Annotated in this window: 19 protein-coding genes; 7 read left to right on the top strand and 12 right to left on the bottom strand. The window is 55.5% G+C overall.

All coding sequences use genetic code 11. The features are described 5' to 3' along the window. The 6 genes from ribD to Q1B46_RS02695 form a co-directional block, all read right to left on the bottom strand. Positions 1-1,101 carry a bifunctional diaminohydroxyphosphoribosylaminopyrimidine deaminase/5-amino-6-(5-phosphoribosylamino)uracil reductase RibD gene (gene ribD, locus Q1B46_RS02720; protein WP_299944466.1) on the bottom strand — a complete coding sequence of 367 codons (1,101 nt, stop codon included), beginning with the start codon at positions 1,099-1,101 and terminating at the stop codon, positions 1-3. Next, positions 1,098-1,568: a transcriptional regulator NrdR gene (nrdR, locus tag Q1B46_RS02715; RefSeq protein WP_298381205.1), complete on the bottom strand. Its 471-nt coding sequence runs from the start codon at positions 1,566-1,568 to the stop codon at positions 1,098-1,100. Before nrdR ends, ribD begins: the two co-directional genes overlap by 4 nt. A gap of 120 nt (positions 1,569-1,688) precedes the next feature. After that, positions 1,689-2,099, bottom strand: a complete 411-nt coding sequence (locus Q1B46_RS02710; protein ID WP_299944463.1) for a secondary thiamine-phosphate synthase enzyme YjbQ — start codon at positions 2,097-2,099, stop codon at positions 1,689-1,691. Positions 2,100-2,105: 6 nt separating this feature from the next. Beyond that, positions 2,106-2,501, bottom strand: a complete 396-nt coding sequence (locus Q1B46_RS02705) for a hypothetical protein (RefSeq protein WP_299944461.1) — start codon at positions 2,499-2,501, stop codon at positions 2,106-2,108. A gap of 78 nt (positions 2,502-2,579) precedes the next feature. Then, complete coding sequence (locus tag Q1B46_RS02700) at positions 2,580-3,134, bottom strand: DUF4166 domain-containing protein (protein ID WP_299944459.1); 555 nt, start codon at positions 3,132-3,134, stop codon at positions 2,580-2,582. Continuing rightward, positions 3,124-3,468: a DCC1-like thiol-disulfide oxidoreductase family protein gene (locus Q1B46_RS02695; protein ID WP_299944457.1), complete on the bottom strand. Its 345-nt coding sequence runs from the start codon at positions 3,466-3,468 to the stop codon at positions 3,124-3,126. Before Q1B46_RS02695 ends, Q1B46_RS02700 begins: the two co-directional genes overlap by 11 nt. Before the next feature lie 416 nt (positions 3,469-3,884). Between Q1B46_RS02695 and Q1B46_RS02690 the strand changes: the two genes are divergently transcribed. Further along, complete coding sequence (locus Q1B46_RS02690) at positions 3,885-4,904, top strand: AraC family transcriptional regulator (RefSeq protein ID WP_299944455.1); 1,020 nt, start codon at positions 3,885-3,887, stop codon at positions 4,902-4,904. A gap of 169 nt (positions 4,905-5,073) precedes the next feature. On the opposite strand, the gene rpoD is transcribed toward Q1B46_RS02690, so the two are convergent. From rpoD to Q1B46_RS02670, 4 genes are all read right to left on the bottom strand, one after another. After that, positions 5,074-7,062, bottom strand: coding sequence for an RNA polymerase sigma factor RpoD (rpoD, locus tag Q1B46_RS02685; protein ID WP_299659667.1), 1,989 nt, complete (start codon positions 7,060-7,062; stop codon positions 5,074-5,076). A gap of 114 nt (positions 7,063-7,176) precedes the next feature. Next, positions 7,177-9,126, bottom strand: a complete 1,950-nt coding sequence (gene dnaG, locus Q1B46_RS02680) for a DNA primase (protein ID WP_299944453.1) — start codon at positions 9,124-9,126, stop codon at positions 7,177-7,179. 1 nt (position 9,127) lies between these two features. After that, positions 9,128-9,463: a hypothetical protein gene (locus Q1B46_RS02675; RefSeq protein ID WP_299944451.1), complete on the bottom strand. Its 336-nt coding sequence runs from the start codon at positions 9,461-9,463 to the stop codon at positions 9,128-9,130. A 163-nt stretch (positions 9,464-9,626) separates the two neighbouring features. Next, positions 9,627-11,057 carry a Glu/Leu/Phe/Val dehydrogenase gene (locus Q1B46_RS02670; RefSeq protein WP_299944449.1) on the bottom strand — a complete coding sequence of 477 codons (1,431 nt, stop codon included), beginning with the start codon at positions 11,055-11,057 and terminating at the stop codon, positions 9,627-9,629. A 425-nt stretch (positions 11,058-11,482) separates the two neighbouring features. On the opposite strand from Q1B46_RS02670, the gene Q1B46_RS02665 reads away from it, so the two are divergent. From Q1B46_RS02665 to Q1B46_RS02655, 3 genes are read left to right on the top strand one after another with little or no spacing between them, the layout of a single operon-like run. Continuing rightward, a complete protein-coding gene (locus Q1B46_RS02665) occupies positions 11,483-13,210 on the top strand; it encodes a pilus assembly protein TadG-related protein (protein ID WP_299944447.1) in 1,728 nt (575 codons plus the stop codon). Continuing rightward, entirely contained in the window at positions 13,207-13,833 is a 627-nt protein-coding gene (locus tag Q1B46_RS02660) for a hypothetical protein (RefSeq protein ID WP_299944445.1), read from the top strand. The genes Q1B46_RS02665 and Q1B46_RS02660 overlap by 4 nt, the downstream gene beginning before the upstream one ends. Next, positions 13,820-14,416: a hypothetical protein gene (locus tag Q1B46_RS02655; RefSeq protein ID WP_299944443.1), complete on the top strand. Its 597-nt coding sequence runs from the start codon at positions 13,820-13,822 to the stop codon at positions 14,414-14,416. Before Q1B46_RS02660 ends, Q1B46_RS02655 begins: the two co-directional genes overlap by 14 nt. On the opposite strand, the gene Q1B46_RS02650 is transcribed toward Q1B46_RS02655, so the two are convergent. Next, positions 14,413-14,883, bottom strand: coding sequence for a hypothetical protein (locus tag Q1B46_RS02650; RefSeq protein WP_299944441.1), 471 nt, complete (start codon positions 14,881-14,883; stop codon positions 14,413-14,415). The two genes, Q1B46_RS02655 and Q1B46_RS02650, sit on opposite strands and share 4 nt — an antisense overlap. Before the next feature lie 158 nt (positions 14,884-15,041). Here Q1B46_RS02650 and Q1B46_RS02645 point away from each other — a divergent pair, with 158 nt between their 5' ends. Then, on the top strand, positions 15,042-15,953 hold the full coding sequence (locus Q1B46_RS02645) for a pirin family protein (protein ID WP_299944439.1): 912 nt from the start codon (positions 15,042-15,044) through the stop codon (positions 15,951-15,953). Between the two features lie 7 nt (positions 15,954-15,960). Here the strand turns inward: Q1B46_RS02645 and Q1B46_RS02640 are convergent, their stop codons facing one another. Continuing rightward, a complete protein-coding gene (locus Q1B46_RS02640) occupies positions 15,961-16,548 on the bottom strand; it encodes a TetR/AcrR family transcriptional regulator (protein WP_299944437.1) in 588 nt (195 codons plus the stop codon). A gap of 100 nt (positions 16,549-16,648) precedes the next feature. Here Q1B46_RS02640 and Q1B46_RS02635 point away from each other — a divergent pair, with 100 nt between their 5' ends. Together Q1B46_RS02635 and Q1B46_RS02630 are read left to right on the top strand one after the other, a co-directional pair. After that, positions 16,649-16,897 carry a hypothetical protein gene (locus tag Q1B46_RS02635; RefSeq protein ID WP_299944435.1) on the top strand — a complete coding sequence of 83 codons (249 nt, stop codon included), beginning with the start codon at positions 16,649-16,651 and terminating at the stop codon, positions 16,895-16,897. A gap of 128 nt (positions 16,898-17,025) precedes the next feature. After that, positions 17,026-18,312 (top strand): homoserine dehydrogenase, encoded by a 1,287-nt coding sequence (locus Q1B46_RS02630; RefSeq protein WP_299944433.1) that lies wholly within the window; start codon positions 17,026-17,028, stop codon positions 18,310-18,312. Positions 18,313-18,343 lie beyond the last annotated feature (31 nt).

The following is an 18,343-nucleotide window of genomic DNA, read 5'->3' as shown; positions in this document are numbered from 1 at the left end:
CTAGTGCGTAACCCGACCCCAGCGGTGAAGGATATCACCGCCAATGGCCTGCGTTTCGATCAGATCAAAACGTGGGGCTGTGCCCAGCGTATCAAGCCCCAGCGCGCCAATCGCCGGAAGGCCTTCGGCACCGATCGTCAGCCCGGCTGTGAAACCAACCAGTTCATCCACCAGATCACCCTTTAACAAAGACGCCGCCAAAGCTGATCCGCCTTCACAAAAAACGCGCGTCAAACCTGCCTGCCCGAGCTGTTGCAACAGATCGGTCGCGTCGATGTGGTGACCGTCTAGCGCGCAAGGGATCAAAACGGCGCCCAGACCTTCCCAAGCACGGGCGCGCTCAGGGTCAGGGTGCGGACCGTGGCAGAGCCAGACCGGTATTTCAGACGCTGTACGTGCAAGATGCCCCAGCAACGGCAGGTCCAGGTGTCGAGACACCACAACGCGTACTGGCTGATGCTGCACACCCAGATCACGAACCGTCAGCGAGGGATCATCGGCCCGCGCCGTCCCGGCCCCGACCATGACCGCATCATGGCGTGCGCGCATCGCGTGTACTGCCCGGCGAGCCATAGGCCCTGTGATCCACTGACTGTGTCCGGTTTCGGTAGCAATACGACCATCGAAGCTGCTGGCGAGTTTCAGGGTCACAAACGGGCGGCCCTGTTCGGTTTTCAGAAAAAATCCCGCGTGATCGCGTGCCGCGTGCGCTGCCAATACGCCGGTGGTGACCTCAATCCCGGCCTCGCGCAGCATGCCGAACCCTTGCCCGGAAACGCGCGGGTCGCTGTCTTCGATGGCCGACACCACACGGGCAACTCCGGTTGCGATCAACGCTTCAGCGCAGGGTGGCGTCTTGCCATGGTGCGAACAGGGTTCTAACGACACATAGGCAGTAGCGCCCCTGGCAGCGGCACCCGCTTGCGCCAGCGCTTCGGTTTCGGCGTGGGGGCGTCCGCCTGGTTGAGTCCAGCCGCGCCCGACGATGCGGCCATCACGCACAACCACGCACCCGACTGACGGGTTCGGCCAGCACATCCCTTGGCCGCGCCGCCCCAGTGACAGGGCCAGCGCCATAAATCGCTTATCTGTTTCGCTCACTCGTCCGTTGTAGGCTGCGGCGGTCGCAACTCGTGGACGAATTCCTCGAAATCATCGGCCGCCTGGAAATTCTTGTACACACTCGCAAAGCGAACATATGCGACCGTATCAATCCGGGCCAGCGCTTCCATGACGATTTCACCGATTTTGTTCGAAGGGATATCGGTCTCCCCCATGCTTTCCAGACGACGCACGATGCCCGAGATCATTTGGTCAATCCGCTCTGGATCGATAGGGCGCTTTTGCATCGAAATACGGATCGAACGCTCAAGCTTGTCGCGATCAAAGTCTTCTCGTTTGCCGTTGGTCTTGATCACCACCAGATCGCGCAGTTGTACACGTTCATACGTTGTGAACCGTCCCCCACAGGCTGGACAAAACCGGCGCCTGCGGATCGCGACGTGATCCTCCGCCGGACGTGAATCCTTGACCTGAGTATCGATATTTCCGCAAAACGGGCAGCGCATCCACCGTCTCCTCGTCCCTAGTTCGGCCTCTTTTTGTAAGCGCTGCGGCTTACTTATCCACAACTATAGGGTAGCCGCTAGGATTTGGGTAGCCGGAAATTTGCACCCCAATATAAAGCGTCACGAAAAGTGCGCCGCGACCTTTCTTGTATGCGGTGCATCGCGGTGTTCAAACAGGTAAATCCCTTGCCACGTGCCCAGCACAGGCTTCCCGCCGGTCACTGGTATCGTCAACGAAACAGGCATTATTGCAGCCTTGATGTGGGCCGGCATGTCGTCTGGCCCCTCATATGTATGGCGCAGGTAAGCCATTGAAGGATGATCTGACGGCGGCACAAGACGGTCAAAAAAAGCGCGTAGATCTGTCTGAACTTCGGGGTCGGCATTTTCCTGAATAAGCAAAGAGCACGAGGTGTGCCGCACAAACAGAGTCAACAAGCCGTCCGAGACAGGCCTAAGCCACGCACGCACAGGGGCGGTGAACTCGTAGAGCCCCGCCCCCTGTGTCTGGATGGTAAATTCGATCTGCACAAGAGGTCAGTTGAATCTGATGCGACGGCTGCACCGACCATTCGCACCTTGCACCGACATGCTTTCCCCCGCTTTGAACCCAACCGAAATGCTGCTTTGCTGGTCGGTATTTGCAGGTGCTTTGAGCGTAAATTGGACCGCTGTCCTCCGCCCGGTCGTCACGCTTGGTCCGTAGCCGCGCAAGACATAGATACGCTGCTGCCATCCCGCCCCCAAGGACCGGCGGGCGAAATCAGCGGCAGCACACCAATAGCCATCAACGTCCTTTCGCGCCCTTGGAATGACTTCGAACTCTGTGCTGCTAATCGCTTCGGTTTGATATCCGTTCGGCGCAGCGCTGGTCGCGGACGCAGATCCAAGCATAAGCAGCACGCTCAACACGGCTGATAATGGCTGTTTCATCTCAATCGCCTTCCTGTTTCTACCTGAAACATAGTTTAGTGCACCTCATCAATCCAAACAGTGAGCCTCACGATCATTTCAGGCCAACCCTTGCCCTTCGTGATCTGGCGTAAGCCACCCCCGATAACGGATCAGCAAGCCCAGACCCAGCGCACGGGCCGAGATGTCGAAGCTGAAGCGCCCATGCGCATCTTCGGCTTCGGTCGACGCCGAACGTGGGAGCAGGAAGTCGGGGCAAGGTATTCCGTAAAGGCTGAGGCGATGTATTGCGATCTGCAGCCCGATTTCGGTGCGCATCGGGCGCAACCAGATCGTGAGCCCCCCTATCCTTTCGCGCACGCAACCGGACTTCTGGTCAAAGCTGATGCGAGAGCGTGTCTGATGCCCCGCAAAGCTTCGATCCCAACACCATTCCCCGTCGACCCGCCGGATGTTCAGGGTCACCTTCAGGTCATCGCCTTCTGGCGGGAACTGTCCAATGCGCAAAGCCAGGGCGACCAACAGTCCTTTGCCCCGGGTTATGCTGCATCGACCCGAATAACGCCCCTCACCAATATGCAGCGCGCGGATCGCGCTTGGCAGCGTCTCGCCCATGTCGAGGGCTTGCAGGAACGGATCATGCTCAGAATCCATCGGACACAAACCGCGATCGGAGGGCCGGATCGGGAACCAAACAGGTTTCGTAACGTCCAAACAATGCATACCGATTGCGGGCAATGGCGTGATATAGCGGATTTTTCACAAACTCTGGCAAGAATCGACATAGTGACAGCACCGGCCACGCGCCCGGCAACACGCGCATTGCGGCCGCATAGGCATCCAGTCTTTGATGAACTTTGCCATCGATGATGACTAGGTTGGTTTCAAATTCATCGGTCGGGAGATTCAGCCGAGAATAAAGTAATTGTCCCGGCGGCGATTGAGCGGTCGCAAAACTGAACCTCTGGCCCCGATCATGTCGCAACATGAACTGGAAAAACCCCGAACACAAAACGCATTCGCCATCAAAGACGATCAGATCTGTTTCAATGTCCGGTATGTCAGGCACAGATTTTCCAAGCACCAGTTATTTCAAAAAGATGCTGTCATGGCGCGCTGCGTGCAGCAATGCGACATGACCGACCGGCAGACAGAAGGAAGGTGTGTCGGGGAACCCATTGAAACGGCTTGGTGGACCGCCCGCTTGGGCTCGGCCTTATCCCCAATAGGCACTGACCCGACAACGATGGTCACTTATGCGCTGACCTCGGCATAGTCTTGGCGATTTCGGTCAAAACCTTTCGAATTGCCGACAAGCCGCACGAGATTGGGACAGAGACTGGCGCGATGCCGTGCATTTCCGCTATCTTAGTCAGATTATAAGGGCGAGTTCCGGACAAAGTTATGGACGTTGATATTTCACGCATTCAACTGCTGATACGCACCCTTGAGCAGCGCGCTAGCTTATCTGTGGTCGATCAGGTTCTGGAAAACAGCGCGTTGACCCACCTCGATGTTGCACCGCCCGCCACATTGTACAGCGCCCACAAAGAAGCGTTGTTCGTCCGCCATGCATGCGATGCGCTTGACGACATCACATTTGGTGCCCGTGCGGGGTTAGAGTTCAGCTCATCCTCGAGCGTGACGGCTTATATCAGCAAGTATTCCCGGGATCTGAAACAGGTGTTGGAAAACTCCACGCGGTTTCATGGCATCATCGATCCTGCCTTGGCGTTCAGCTTGCGCGTATCAGGGAATTCCGCCTCACTGGAAGCCGATTGGAAAGACCCAAGTTTTTCGCGATATCACCGCCGAACCGAGTTTCTTTTGTTCGCAAGCATCGCGCGGATGCGGGCTTTGACGCAGGTACAGCTTTACCCGATCGAAATACGGTTTCAGCACGATGTGGGGCAACGCGCAGATGCTTTCGAAAAGATCGGAGGCTTTCCAGTCACGTTCGGCGCAGAACGGCTAGAGGTTATTCTGTCATTGCCCACGCTCGAAACACCGATCCCGACTTATGATCCCAGTTTGCGCGCGCATCTGTTGGAATATGGTGAACGCCTGCTTTCCGAAAGACGTTCGCCAAAACAACAAACCCGCGCACAGGTCGAAGGATTGATCACCCGGTCAATGCCCGGCGGGATCGTACTGGCGGAAGAAGCGGCCCTGCAGCTTGGTTTAAGTTCCCGCACCCTTGCCCGCCGTTTGGCTGACGAAGGCACATCATACCGCGAGATCGTGGAAGATTTGCGGTGTGATCTGGCGCAGACCTTTATCAAGAATGGCATGCATCTGTCTGAAATCTCGTACGCTTTGGGCTATTCAGATCAGGCTGCGTTTTCTACAGCCTTCAAACGCTGGACGGGTCAGGCACCCACCGCGTTTCGCAAGCGTGTTTCTCATCCGATCTCTCGCAGCTGAAAGTAGCCGGGGGTCATTAGCGTTGCCACCTCGCCCCGGCCTGTCCATGAGTGGACACCGGCGATATAGAGGCTGCGGCGAAACAAGCCTTGTGAGTTCTCGCCAGATTGAATTGAAGTTCAGACATCGTGATCTGGGCAAAAAAAAGGCGCCCTGTGGCGCCTTTGACTTATTGATCCAAGAAAGACCGCAGTTTCCGTGAGCGGCTGGGATGCTTCAGTTTTCGCAGTGCCTTCGCTTCGATCTGACGAATACGTTCACGGGTCACGCTGAATTGCTGGCCGACCTCTTCCAGCGTGTGGTCGGTGTTCATGCCGATACCGAAACGCATCCGCAGAACCCGTTCCTCACGCGGAGTGAGCGAGGCCAGAACTCGCGTGGTCGTTTCCTTGAGGTTCTCCTGAATGGCACTGTCCAGTGGCAGCACGGCATTCTTGTCCTCGATGAAATCGCCCAGTTGGCTGTCTTCTTCGTCGCCAATCGGCGTTTCCAGCGAAATCGGTTCTTTGGCGATCTTCATCACCTTGCGAACTTTCTCAAGCGGCATCTGCAGCTTTTCGGCCAGTTCTTCCGGCGTGGGTTCGCGGCCGATTTCGTGCAACATCTGGCGACCTGTCCGAACCAGCTTATTGATCGTCTCGATCATATGGACCGGGATACGAATTGTACGGGCCTGATCCGCGATTGATCGCGTGATTGCCTGCCGAATCCACCAAGTCGCATAGGTCGAGAACTTGTAACCGCGGCGGTATTCAAACTTGTCCACGGCTTTCATCAGGCCAATGTTACCTTCCTGAATAAGATCAAGGAATTGCAGGCCACGGTTCGTGTACTTTTTGGCGATCGAGATCACCAGACGCAGGTTGGCTTCGACCATTTCCTTCTTGGCCTGCCGCGCCTCTTTTTCACCCTTCTGAACCTGCTGCACGATGCGGCGGAATTCAGAGATATCCAGACCGATATACTGACCGACCTGAGCCATATCATTGCGCAGCTCTTCGACTTTCTCGGTCGAGCGTTCGATGAACATCTGCCAGCCCCGGCCCGGCTTTTCGGCCATCTCGGTCAGCCAGTTCGGATCAAGCTCACGCCCGCGATAGGCATCAACAAACTCACGGCGGTTGATCCGGGCCTGATCGGCGAGTTTGACCATCGCGCTGTCCAGCGACATGATACGGCGGTTGATACCGTAAAGCTGGTCGATTAGCGCCTCAATCCGGTTGTTGTGCAGGTGAAGGCCATTCACCAGCTCGACAATTTCAGCACGCAGCTTCTGATAGGTTTCTTCGTCCTTTGCACTGAACGTGCCATCTTCGTTCAAGGTGGCTGAAATCCGGCTGTCCTGCATCTCTGACAACATCGCAAAGTCGGTTGAGATGCGTTCCAGCGTGGTCAGAACCTGATCCTTCAGCGCCGCTTCCATGGCGGCGAGGGACATATTGGCCTGTTCATCTTCGTCGTCATCATCGTCTTGTGCGATCGGATTTCCATCCGCATCCAGTTCGGGGCCCGTGTCCTTCTCGGGCTTGGCCGCCTGTACGGCTGACGTGTCGACCACCGGCTCTTCAACGTCGCTGTCTTCGTCCAGCTGGTTGCCGAATGTGGTTTCCAGATCAATGACATCACGCAGCAGAATGTCTTCGGACAGCAATTCATCATGCCAGATTGTAATCGCCTGGAAGGTCAGCGGGCTTTCACAAAGCCCCAGGATCATCGTATTGCGACCGGCCTCGATCCGCTTGGCGATAGCAATCTCGCCCTCGCGGCTCAGCAGTTCGACGCTGCCCATCTCGCGCAGATACATGCGCACGGGGTCGTCGGTACGATCCAGCTTTTCGTTCTGCGAGCCGGCCAGCGCAATCTCGCGCGGGCCTTCGGTTGTGACCAAGTCGGTTGAACCTTTGTTCTCTTCCTCTTCGGCCTCTTCGTCTTCGATGATGTTGATGCCCATCTCGGACAGCATCGACATGACATCTTCAATTTGTTCCGAGCTGACCTGATCAGGCGGTAGCACCTGATTGAGCTGGTCGTAGGTGATGTAACCTTTCTCGCGGGCCTCGGCGATCATCTTCTTGACCTGAGTCTGGCTCATGTCCAGCGAGATTTCCTGTTCCTGCTCGTCGGATTTGCGGTCTTCGTTCGTATCCTTGGCGGCCATTCAATGCTCCTGCAGGGATGGGTGATTCGTTTAGGCCGAATCATTAGCGCGTAGAAGTGATTCGGCCACCCGTTTACCTGTTTTTCTTTTCCAGTGCCTTACGAAAACATCAGTTTATCGGCGTTTCCGTGCAAAATTGATGCCAGACATGATGGCCGCAAACGCGTCTTTCTCGTCACGGTTGATCCGCGCGCCATTGTCGGCGATGTCGAAAACGGCCTTGTCTTCGTTCTGGCTGCGGCTTGTGCGGTTGCGCTCTTCGGCGGCCTGCGCCAGCCGATATGTCAGCGCCTCATCGGCCAGATCAGACAATTCCTCCGCCGCTTCGGCAATCTCAGCATCCAACCCCCGGAGCGCTTTGATCTTTGCGAGTTCTTCGGCCAGCGTCATCTGTGCCTTTTCAACGTCGCCCGGTTTGTTCACACAGGGGATTACAGCGACATGGCGAAGGGCCAGAAGGTTTTCAAGGGGTTCAGGCCCCAAAGTTCGCTTGATGTGATCTTGCAAGTTGTCGGGATCGTCAATTGCATGGCGCAAGATCGCCGCGCGCAGGGCCGCGTGGTCAGGATCGTGACAATCCATTTCCTCCAACTGGTGCTCAAACTGCACTACAACCTGAGGATTCAGTGCAGCAATTGCTAAGATGGCGGCTTCACGCAGTTGAATATCCGCGGTCTCGGACGAGGCCAAGAAGGACGCGCGGGCGCCGGGGGAAGCAGGCTGAGGTTGCGGCTGCCATTTCCCACGCGGTTGCCACGGACGGTTTGGCGATTGCCTTTGCGGACGAAACAATTGCCATCGAAGGTCTTTTATTTCCTGTCCATAGTGCGAACGTATCGACGAGTCACGAATCAACTTGATCTTTTCACGCAGGGATTTATCCAACGCCGCCTTGCGCTCAGGGCTGTCGAACACCTTCCCTTCGGTCTCGCGCTGCCATAGCAGCTTGACCATTGGGATCGCAGCGTCCAGCACGGCCTGCACCGCCCCTGCCCCTTCGGCACGCAGCAAGTCGTCAGGATCTTTACCTTCGGGCATCAGCGCGAAACGCAATGACTTGCCCGCCTCAAGCAGCGGCAAGGCCAGATCGACAGCCCGCATCGCCGCCCGCACGCCTGCAGTATCACCGTCCAAAGCGATGATCGGTTCATGGGAAATGCGCCAGAGCAATTGCAGTTGGTTTTCGGTAATCGCCGTCCCCAACGGTGCAACCGACGCGCCAAAACCCGCCTCGGCCAACGCGATCACGTCCATATACCCTTCGGCCACGATCAGAGGCTGCCCCTTGCCTGCGGCCTGCCGCGCGGGTCCGTGGTTATAAAGGCTGCGGCCCTTGTCGAATAGTTCGGTCTCGGGTGAGTTCAAATACTTGGCGTTGTCATTCGGGTCCATCGCCCGACCGCCAAACGCAATGCAGCGCCCGCGCGGGTCGCGGATCGGATACATGATCCGGTTGCGGAAGGTGTCATAGGGTTTCTTGCCCTTGTTCGACGGCTTGGCCAAACCAGCACCAAGGATGAGATCCTCAGCCACGTTCTTGCCACGCAGATGATCCCACAACGCCTGCCAGCCATCGGGGGCAAAACCGATCTCCCACCGGTCCAGCGCCTGCGCGTCCAATCCTCGACGGCTCAAGTAATCACGCGCTTCAGCCCCTGCTCCTGTCTTGAGTTGCAGTCGGAAGAATTGCGCCGCCTGCTCCATCACCTCGGCCAGTTGCGAGCGCCTATCCTGCTTCTCCTGCGCTTTGGGATCACGTGCGGGCATCGGCATCCCAGCCTCGCGCGCCAAGATCTCAACCGCTTCGATGAACGAGACATTCTCGGTCTCTTTCACAAAGCTAATCGCGTCGCCTTTGGCGTGGCAGCCGAAACAGTAATAGAATCCCTTTTGATCATCGACATGGAACGACGCGGTTTTCTCGTGATGAAATGGGCACGGAGCCCACATATCACCTTTGCCCTGATTGGATTTACGCTGATCCCACATGACCTTTCGCCCGACAACCTGAGACAGGCTGAGGCGCGTACGCAGTTCATCCAGAAATCCGGGGGGCAAGGACATGTCAGTTATTGAGTTTGTTTTTTAGGGCCTGAATCTGTTCCCAGTTGTCGACGCATTGTTGGTAAAGGATGTCTCCCATATCCTTTTTGCGCAAATCGCGCTTCTTTTGCTCATAGACCCACGAAGTCAATTGAGGGATTGCAGCATTGTAATTGGCGGGCCAGGAGGGGTTGGTGGACGCGATTGTCTCTGCAATATCCGCTTCCTTAACCCGATCCAGCCTCGCTTGCTGAATCGCGCGCACCACATCTGCCTGATATCCGCAGCTTTCTTCTTTGGTCTCCTGGGCCAGCACGGGTGTCGACAGAAGAAAAACGGCAAACAAGGGGCGAAACATAACACGGCTCCGGAATCAGTTGAGTTTCAACAAGCTTAACCGCGCGACGCGACACCTTCCATCGCCCATTTAAAATCATGAACCAATGTTCCAGCCATCGACCGAAATGAAAAGCGGCCAACCAAAGGGTCAGCCGCTTACCAATTCTCAGTTGCTCGCCTGCTCAGAGCCCTTTGGCGCGATAGCTTTTTGAGACACGGTCGATCGCCACGATATAGGCGGCCGTGCGCAAATCATCGACATCAGCGCGATCATGCCAAACCTCGCTCATGGCCTGATAGGCAATGCGCATCGTGTCATCGAGGCCCGAGCGAACAAGCTCCAGCTCATCTGCACCCTTAAGATACTTGGCTTTGAAATCCGGTGACATTGACCAAGCATCGCCCAGATACCTATCTAGCCGTTGCAATTCGCTGACGATCAACTCGTGCCGCGCCTCTTCCTGACGGCGCTGCATCCGCCCAAAGCGGATATGGCTGAGGTTCTTGACCCATTCAAAATACGAGACCGTTACACCGCCCGCATTTGCATACATATCAGGAATGATTACCGTGCCCTTCTTGCGCAGAACCTCATCCGCGCCCGCGGTTACCGGACCATTGGCAGCCTCGATAATCAGCGGAGCTTTGATCCGATCAGCATTGGACAAGTTGATCACCCCTTCCAGCGCAGCCGGGATCAGGATGTCACATTCGGCTTCAAGCACTGCCCCACCTTCGGCAGAATGGATCGCATCAGGATAATCTTTCACACCGCCATGCTTCACGATCCACTGCCGCACCGCTTCGACATCGATGCCGTCGGGATTGTATAATGCACCGTCCCACTCGATGATGCCGACGACGCGCGACCCGTCTTCTTCGCTGAGGAACTTGGCAGCGTGATACCCCACGTTACCCAAACCCTGCACAATAACGCGCTTGCCATCCAGCTTACCTGACAGGCCCGCCTTTTTGACGTCTTCGGGGTTCCGGAAGTATTCGCGCAGAGCGTATTGAATTCCACGCCCGGTCGCTTCGACCCTGCCTGCGATCCCACCGGCATTCAGCGGCTTGCCCGTCACACAGGCCCGGGCGTTGATGTCTGTGGTGTTCATCCGCGCATATTGGTCGGCCATCCACGCCATTTCGCGCTCACCCGTTCCCATGTCGGGTGCAGGTACGTTCTGAGAGGGGTTAATCAGATCGCGCTTGGCCAACTCATAAGCGAAACGGCGGGTAATCTGCTCCATCTCGTGTTCTTCGTATTTGCGCGGGTCGATACACAACCCACCTTTCGAGCCGCCAAAAGGCGCTTCGACCAGTGCGCATTTATATGTCATCAGCGCCGCAAGTGCCTCGACCTCGTCCTGATTCACGGCAAGGGCATAGCGGATACCACCTTTAACCGGCTCCATATGTTCCGAATGAACCGAGCGGTATCCGGTAAATGTATGGATATCCCCCCGCAGTCGGACTCCGAACCTTACGGTATAGGTGGCGTTACAAACCCGTATCTTTTCTTCCAGTCCGGGCGGTAGATCCATCAGAGACGCAGCTCTGTTGAACATCAGATCAACACTCTCGCGAAAGCTGGGTTCTTTAATGCCGGTCATAGAATCCTCCGTGCTGGCAGATGACATATGTCATGACGTTTTGTCGCACCGCAGGAGAATTACCGCAATCAGTAACTGCACTTATTTTCATCAAATTGCGAACCGTCTACAAATGCTCGTCTATGTGAGTCGTCTGCCGGTCACAGACCCGTCATTGTCCCGTGGCGGGAAACAAAAGCGACCAAAACAGCATGAATAAAGCTGAAATTCGTTAAAAACGAGCAGCATAGTGACCGCTGCGCCTAAATCTCGCCATGATCCCTGTATAATTTATTAACGCTGCAAACCACTGGCATTGGTGCGCCCTGTCGACAGAGGAATTCGCTATGCGCAAGTATGATTTAAAGATTTTGATTGACCATATGAGCCGTGAAAACAAGTGCGTCCGGCACTTGCGAAAATTTACATCGTCGACTGACGGCTCGATGACAATCCTGGCGCTTTTCCTCGTTATGATGGTCTTCACCGTCGCCGGATTCGCGGTGGATGTCATGCGCTACGATCGGGAAAGGGTAAGGCTGCAATATGCCCTTGACCGTGCGGTTCTTGCTGCAGCGGACCTGGATCAGGAACTTTGCCCTCGTGAGGTCGTGAACGACTACATCAGCAAAGAAGGATTCAATACGGAAATTATCAGCAATATCGTGGTCGAACCCGAGACATGCAGAACAAATGAAGACGGAAGTGTGGAGCAGATCGCTGATCTTGAGGGCAAGCGCAAGGTTTCAGCCAGCGCTGATTTAAGTATCGAGACCCACTTCATGAAATGGAGCGGCGTTGATTACATCGACACAACCGCCACCAGCGTTGCCGAAGAATCCATTGGCAACGTCGAAATTTCGTTGGTTCTGGACGTGTCGGGCTCAATGCGCGGAACAAAGCTTACCAACCTAAAGAAGGCTGCAAACGACTTTATTGATGAAATGATCCTGAAGTCAGAGGACGGCAGACTATCGATTTCGATCGTTCCGTATTCCGAACAGGTTTCGGTGCCCGATTATCTGATGAATGCGATGAACACGATCGGTGCGAACGAAGTTGCCAATTGCATCGACTTTCAGCCCTCGGACTTCACAACGACCAACTTCAACTACTACGACATCGTAGATGACGGCGGAAACATCGTCAGATATGGGGACTATGTTCCCCAAACGTTGCATTTTGTGGACTATGGCTCGAGCGATTACCGCTACACCGATGCGGTGGTTGGAAGCACTACCTGCCGTCGTGAAGAGGCGACCGACCAACGCGAGATGACCGTCATTCAGAATGACCCAGATGCTTTGAAGAACCAGATCGATAACCTTGTTGCGGAAGGCTGGACTTCGATCGACGTCGGATTGAAATGGGGCCTGACCCTGCTTGACGACAGCATTCAGCCTCTGATTGCTCAGATTGCAGATAGCTCTGAAATCCCGGACTCTTTTGCAATACGTCCGGCCCCGAATAGCACTTCAGATACTCTCAAGGTTCTTGTGTTGATGACTGATGGTGAAAACACTTATCAGCACAAAGTAAACGCACCATATAACGATGGTCCCTCTGACATCTATTGGAATGAAGATGCACAAACGTATTCCATCTATGATGAAGATTATGACCAGTGGGCCTGGCCAAATGTCGCAACGACGGTCCGGGATAGCTCCTACAGACGCTGGACGCGGGACAAATTTCAGGATCATGCCCATGGCAATGGTACGTATATACGCTACCGCTGTACGGATTATTACAATGGCACCTGCTATGACATGGATAGATCTCAAACACGTGAGGATTCTGAAGGGGATGCCGCGGATTCCGATCCGGTTAATCTGGAATGGCCTGATGTTTGGGCGCATTCAGAAAAGTACGCAATCCGGAATATGTTGCGTCACGCATATGGCTGGACCCGCAGTGATGAGTTTGCAGCAGCCTCGACAACCGAAATCGGTCCTTCGACCAAAAACCCCCGCGTTGCAGATCTCTGCGTAGAAGCCGAGAAAGAAAAGGTTATTATCTTCTCGGTAGCTTTCGAAGCCCCTTATGGCGTCAAGCAGATGCTGAAAGACTGCGCAATCAAGCCCGCACGTTATTATGAAGCAAGCGGCACCCAAATCGAGCGCGTATTCGATTCAATCAGCACCTCGATCCAGAACCTGAGGTTGACCCAATGAGCATGTCTCTCCGCAAGCGGGCGTTGAGGTTCTGGCGCAATGAGGATGGCGCCTCCTCAACCATAGAGTCTCTCTTTTGGTTCCCATTTTTCCTATATGTCGCCTACTCCGGCATGGATTTGGGATTGCTGTCCTTTCACCACGCCGATCTCGAACGGTCCTTGGATATGACGGTAAGAGAGGTTCGGCTTAATCGCTTGCCTGACGGTGAGACTGAGTGGGATCACGCCCTGCTGAAGGAGATGGTGTGTGAGCGCGCATTAATATCCAATTGCTCTGAACATCTTGCGCTTGAGATGAAATCCATCAACCCACGTGTCGGCAACCAGCTAGACCCCACACCTTATTGCGTCGATACCCCGGCAACGATCCGGAAACCCGAAGATGTTGTTTTTGAGTTGGGAACCTCGAATGAACTGATGATCATTCGTGCCTGTCTCGAAGTTTCGCCTGCTTTCGGGCTTTCGATGATGAACGAGCTGGTGAAGCAAGACAACGACGGGCAATGGGAACTTCACGCCATTTCCGTATTTGTCCATGAACCATTTGGTGGATCGTCCACCGCCCCTGCAGGAGGTGGATCTACTGAACCACCGGAGGACGTCGCCGATGCTACCAACTAGCAATTACAGCAAGGGCTTAGTCACTAGATTTATTCGTCGTTTCCGGCGTCGGGAAGACGGGATCATATCGGTTGAAGCGATGCTGATATTGCCGTTGCTCTTCTGGTCAATGTTCGCATCATACACCTACTATGACGCCTATCGGCAAAGCGCGCGGAATATCAAAGGTGCCTATGCAGTCGCCGACGTAATTTCGCGCGAAGATGGCGATGTGAATGCCGCTTATGTTAACACCATGTATGATCTGTTGCAGGCAATGGTTGAAACGCGTGCACCGGTAACAATGCGAATGACCTACCTGACGTTTGATGGCGAGAACGATATCCACAATGTGCTTTGGTCTTGCGTTCGCGGCACGGCCTTACCGAAATGGTCAAACGCAGACATCGACGAAATCAAGCCGAGCTTACCCGCGATGCCTGACAATGGGTCGATGATCGTTGTTGAAACACGAAATACCTATAGGCCGCCATTCTTTATCGCGTTTGAATTCAGCGAATTTGAAATGAACAACCTTGTGTTCACACACCCTCGTGTATTCGACAACATCGCCAATTCCGACCCATCCTGCATCGTAGCCTAACCTTTCTGGGCAAGCATCGCGGACATCATCTCGGACATGAATTTGGTCTCGGCGGCGGCAGTCACACCGCCGATGCCAATACGGCGTCCGATACGCCACCAAAGGCCAGGAAACCAGTCAAACGCTCCAGGTGTGCGGGTTTTGATAATAAAGCCATTTGATGGTTTGAAGGCGAATACGCCCCGATCAACGGTCTCGACATCTTCTACCTTGCAGATCACCTGCCCCGAGCCGGTGCGCAATTCAGATTGAGTAAGCTCAATCCTGTCCTGCGTCGAATGCCACATGCGATGTGCCTGCCAAAATGCACCACCCCCAACTACAATCAGAAATATCTGCCAGCCAAATTGCGGGGGCGAGGCCATCGCGACATAGATCACCAGCGCTCCGACAGTGGCGAGCATCCCGATCCCGGTCCAGCGGCGCGCGGATGAGGCTTCGATCGAGGCCAGTACTTCTTCTTCCATGTCACTCTCCTGATTGCCTGACTGCTCTAGCTGGTTTGATCCACAAAGAACAACACCTGTCACACATCTGAGCGCTTTCGCACAGGAACCGTGTGCCTGTGCAAATTGATTTCATGTGGTCAGCACTTAAGTTGCGATCAAGTAATCCGGAGGCCACCATGTCCCTGAGACCAATCCTTGAAAAGCGTAAAGCCGTTCCAACAATGGAAGGTGCGGGCGTCCGGCTACATCGTGCCTTCGGATTCCAGGACCCATCAGAACTGGATCCGTATCTGCTGTTTGACGATTTTCGCAACGACAATCCGCAGGATTTTCTGGCCGGGTTCCCGTGGCATCCCCATCGTGGCATCGAAACGATTACATATGTCCTGTCCGGCGCGGTAGAACACAGTGACTCGCTGGGCAATAGCGGCACTTTGGGTGCCGGTGACGTACAGTGGATGACGGCCGGGTCAGGTATTTTGCATCAGGAAATGCCCAAAGGATCGGCCAACGGTCAGATGCATGGCTTCCAACTGTGGGGCAATCTTCCGTCGGATCAGAAGATGACAACACCGCGCTATCAGGATGTACAAAGCACCGATATTCCAGAGATCATCGATGATGATGGCACATCTGTTCGCGTGATCGTTGGCAAGTTCTGGGGCCGGACAGGTCCCGTCGACGGTATCGCCGCGGATCCGCAATATCTGGATATCAGCATACCCGCGGGCGTGAAAAAGACTTTTGCGATAGATACTTACCGCCGTGCGTTCGCCTATATCTTTGAGGGTAATGCTGCCTTTGCAGATGCGTCGCGCCCAACCGGCGTTCTTCTGGAGAAGGAAGTCGCCGGACAAGAGGTCAACATTCGCGACATGTCAGGCGACAGGACGCTGGTTCGGTTCGGAACAGGAGACGAAATCACGGTTCAGGCCGGACCCGAAGGTGTGCGGTTACTTTTGATATCGGGCGCGCCAATCAACGAACCTGTCGCATGGCACGGGCCGATCGTTATGAACACACAGACCGAATTGCAGCAAGCGTTACGGGAATTGCGAAACGGTACCTTCATTCGCCCGGCCCACTAGGGGCCGCTCACGCAGTGACTGCCTTGCGCACCATATCCCAATACACTTGCTCAACTTCATCCAGCGACAACCGTCCACCACTACGGTACCAGGTGATCACGCCGTTCAGCATGGCAATCACCGCCAAGGTGGCGATTTTGGTATCAGCGACCGAAAACTGGCCCGATTCTTGACCTTTACGCAGAATACTTTCCAGTGAATCCTCATAGCGGCGGCGAAGGGCCTCGATGTCTGCGAAATTCTCAGGCGTCAGGTTGCGCAGTTCCATATAGGCGATGAACACCTCGTCCGGGCGTTGCAAGTGAAAGCGGATGTGGAACCCGACAAATTGGCAAAGCGCCTTTTTCGGATCGTCGAACCGGTCAAGATCGTCGTACGCGGTCAGCAGGTCCTGCATGTGATCCTGCATCAAACGAAACAGTAGGCTCTGTTTGTCGGGGGTGTAATTATAGAGTGCCCCGGCCTGTACCCCCACCTCACCTGCGATCTGACGCATCGAGACAGCCGCAAAGCCGTGACGTGCAAACAACCCCAGTGCGGCCTCACGAATGCGGGGGCCGGTGATGTCGGAATGAGAGCCTTGAGTACGCGCCATGCGCCGATGGTATATGAACAGGCGTTCAGATAGAAGCCCGCTTGAACCAATCCGGCAAAACGTGCATCACGGGACACACGCTGCAATCCGAAGGACCGCGATGAAGCTTTTGCCGCCGATACTCTTTGTGCTGGCCACAGCTGGCTGCGCCAATATCCCCGAGCTGGAAGGCAGCGAAACTGCCGCGTTGCGTAAAGCCCCCTATCCCAAGCTCGTCGCTCTGGGCCCCGCCCTTGGCCCCCCGACCGATCCGATCAGTGAGGCGGCAGAGGTTGAAGAGGATCTGACAGCACGCAGCGAGGCATTGGCAAAAAAAGCTGAGGCGCTGCAAAATGCCGAGATCAACTAGGATTTCAGTCATGCCACCGACTCTGTCAGCTTAGACGGATTGCACCCCTGCCCTGAACCCGCTAAGGCAGCCCGCAAAGGACACTTCGCCATCGCGGGCGGTATTGCGAGCAGAAAGGACCCAAGGGAATGACACAGGCGCTGAGGCTTGGAATTGCCGGGTTGGGAACCGTTGGCGTGGGCGTGGTCAAGATCGTGCGCCGCCATGCCGAGATGTTGCAGGCCCGCACTGGGCGCCGCATTGAAATCACTGCCGTCTCGGCCCGAGACGCGAGCAAAGATCGCGGTGTGAACCTGTCAGATTATGCGTGGGAGACCGACCCGGTCGCCTTGGCGAAACGCGATGACATCGATGTATTTGTCGAGTTGATGGGGGGCGAAAACGGCCCGGCCAAAGCCTCGGTCGAGGCCGCGTTGGCCAGTGGCAAGGATGTCGTCACTGCAAACAAGGCACTGCTGGCGATCCATGGTCAGGAACTGGCGGAAAAGGCCGAGGCCACAGGTCGCGTGATCCGGTTCGAGGCCGCCGTTGCTGGTGGCATTCCAGTGATCAAATCATTGACCGAGGGCCTGGCTGGCAATGAAATCACGCGCGTCATGGGCGTGATGAACGGCACCTGCAATTATATCCTGACCCGGATGCAGTCGCAGGAGCTGGGCTACAACGCCCTGTTCGATGAATGCGCGCAGCTTGGATATCTTGAAGCCGATCCAAATCTGGACGTGGGCGGCATTGACGCGGCACACAAACTGGCCTTGCTGTCTTCGATCGCGTTTGGCACCAAGCCGAACTTTGACGGGATCGAAATCGAAGGCATTCAACACATCAGCCTTGATGATATCCATCAGGCCCATGACATGGGCTATCGGATCAAGCTGCTAGGCGTGGCGCAACGCACGGCGCGTGGGCTTGAGCAGCGGATGCAGCCGTGTCTGGTACCCAATGACTCACCCTTGGGTCAATTAGAAGGCGGAACCAATATGGTCGTGCTGGATGGCGACGCGGTCGAACAGATCGTTCTGCGTGGCCCGGGTGCAGGCGAAGGTCCGACTGCAAGCGCGGTGCTGGGCGATGTCTGCGATCTGGCACGGGGCCTTCACATTCCGACCTTCGGACGCCCTGCGACTTCTCTGGATGAGGCGCAGCCTGCGGTGACGGGCCTGCCTGCGGCCTATTATCTTCGACTGGGACTGCTGGACAAACCCGGCGCATTGGCCAAAGTCGCAGCCATTCTGGGCGATGCTGGCGTCTCAATCGACCGGATGCGCCAATATGGCCATGCCGAAAGTACGGCCCCGGTTTTGATCGTCACCCACAAGACCACACGCGCAACGCTGGATGTCGCTTTGGATGGTCTGCGCGACACTGACGTCATCGCGGGCACCCCGGTCGCCCTACGCATTGAAGAGGTTTGAGCTTGCGGCCTGCATGAAACGCAAGCTATGC

The organism is uncultured Ruegeria sp. (assembly GCF_947500045.1).
GTDB lineage: Bacteria > Pseudomonadota > Alphaproteobacteria > Rhodobacterales > Rhodobacteraceae > Ruegeria.
Note: the sequence above shows the minus strand (reverse complement) of the source record. Positions and strands in the feature narration are given on the sequence as shown.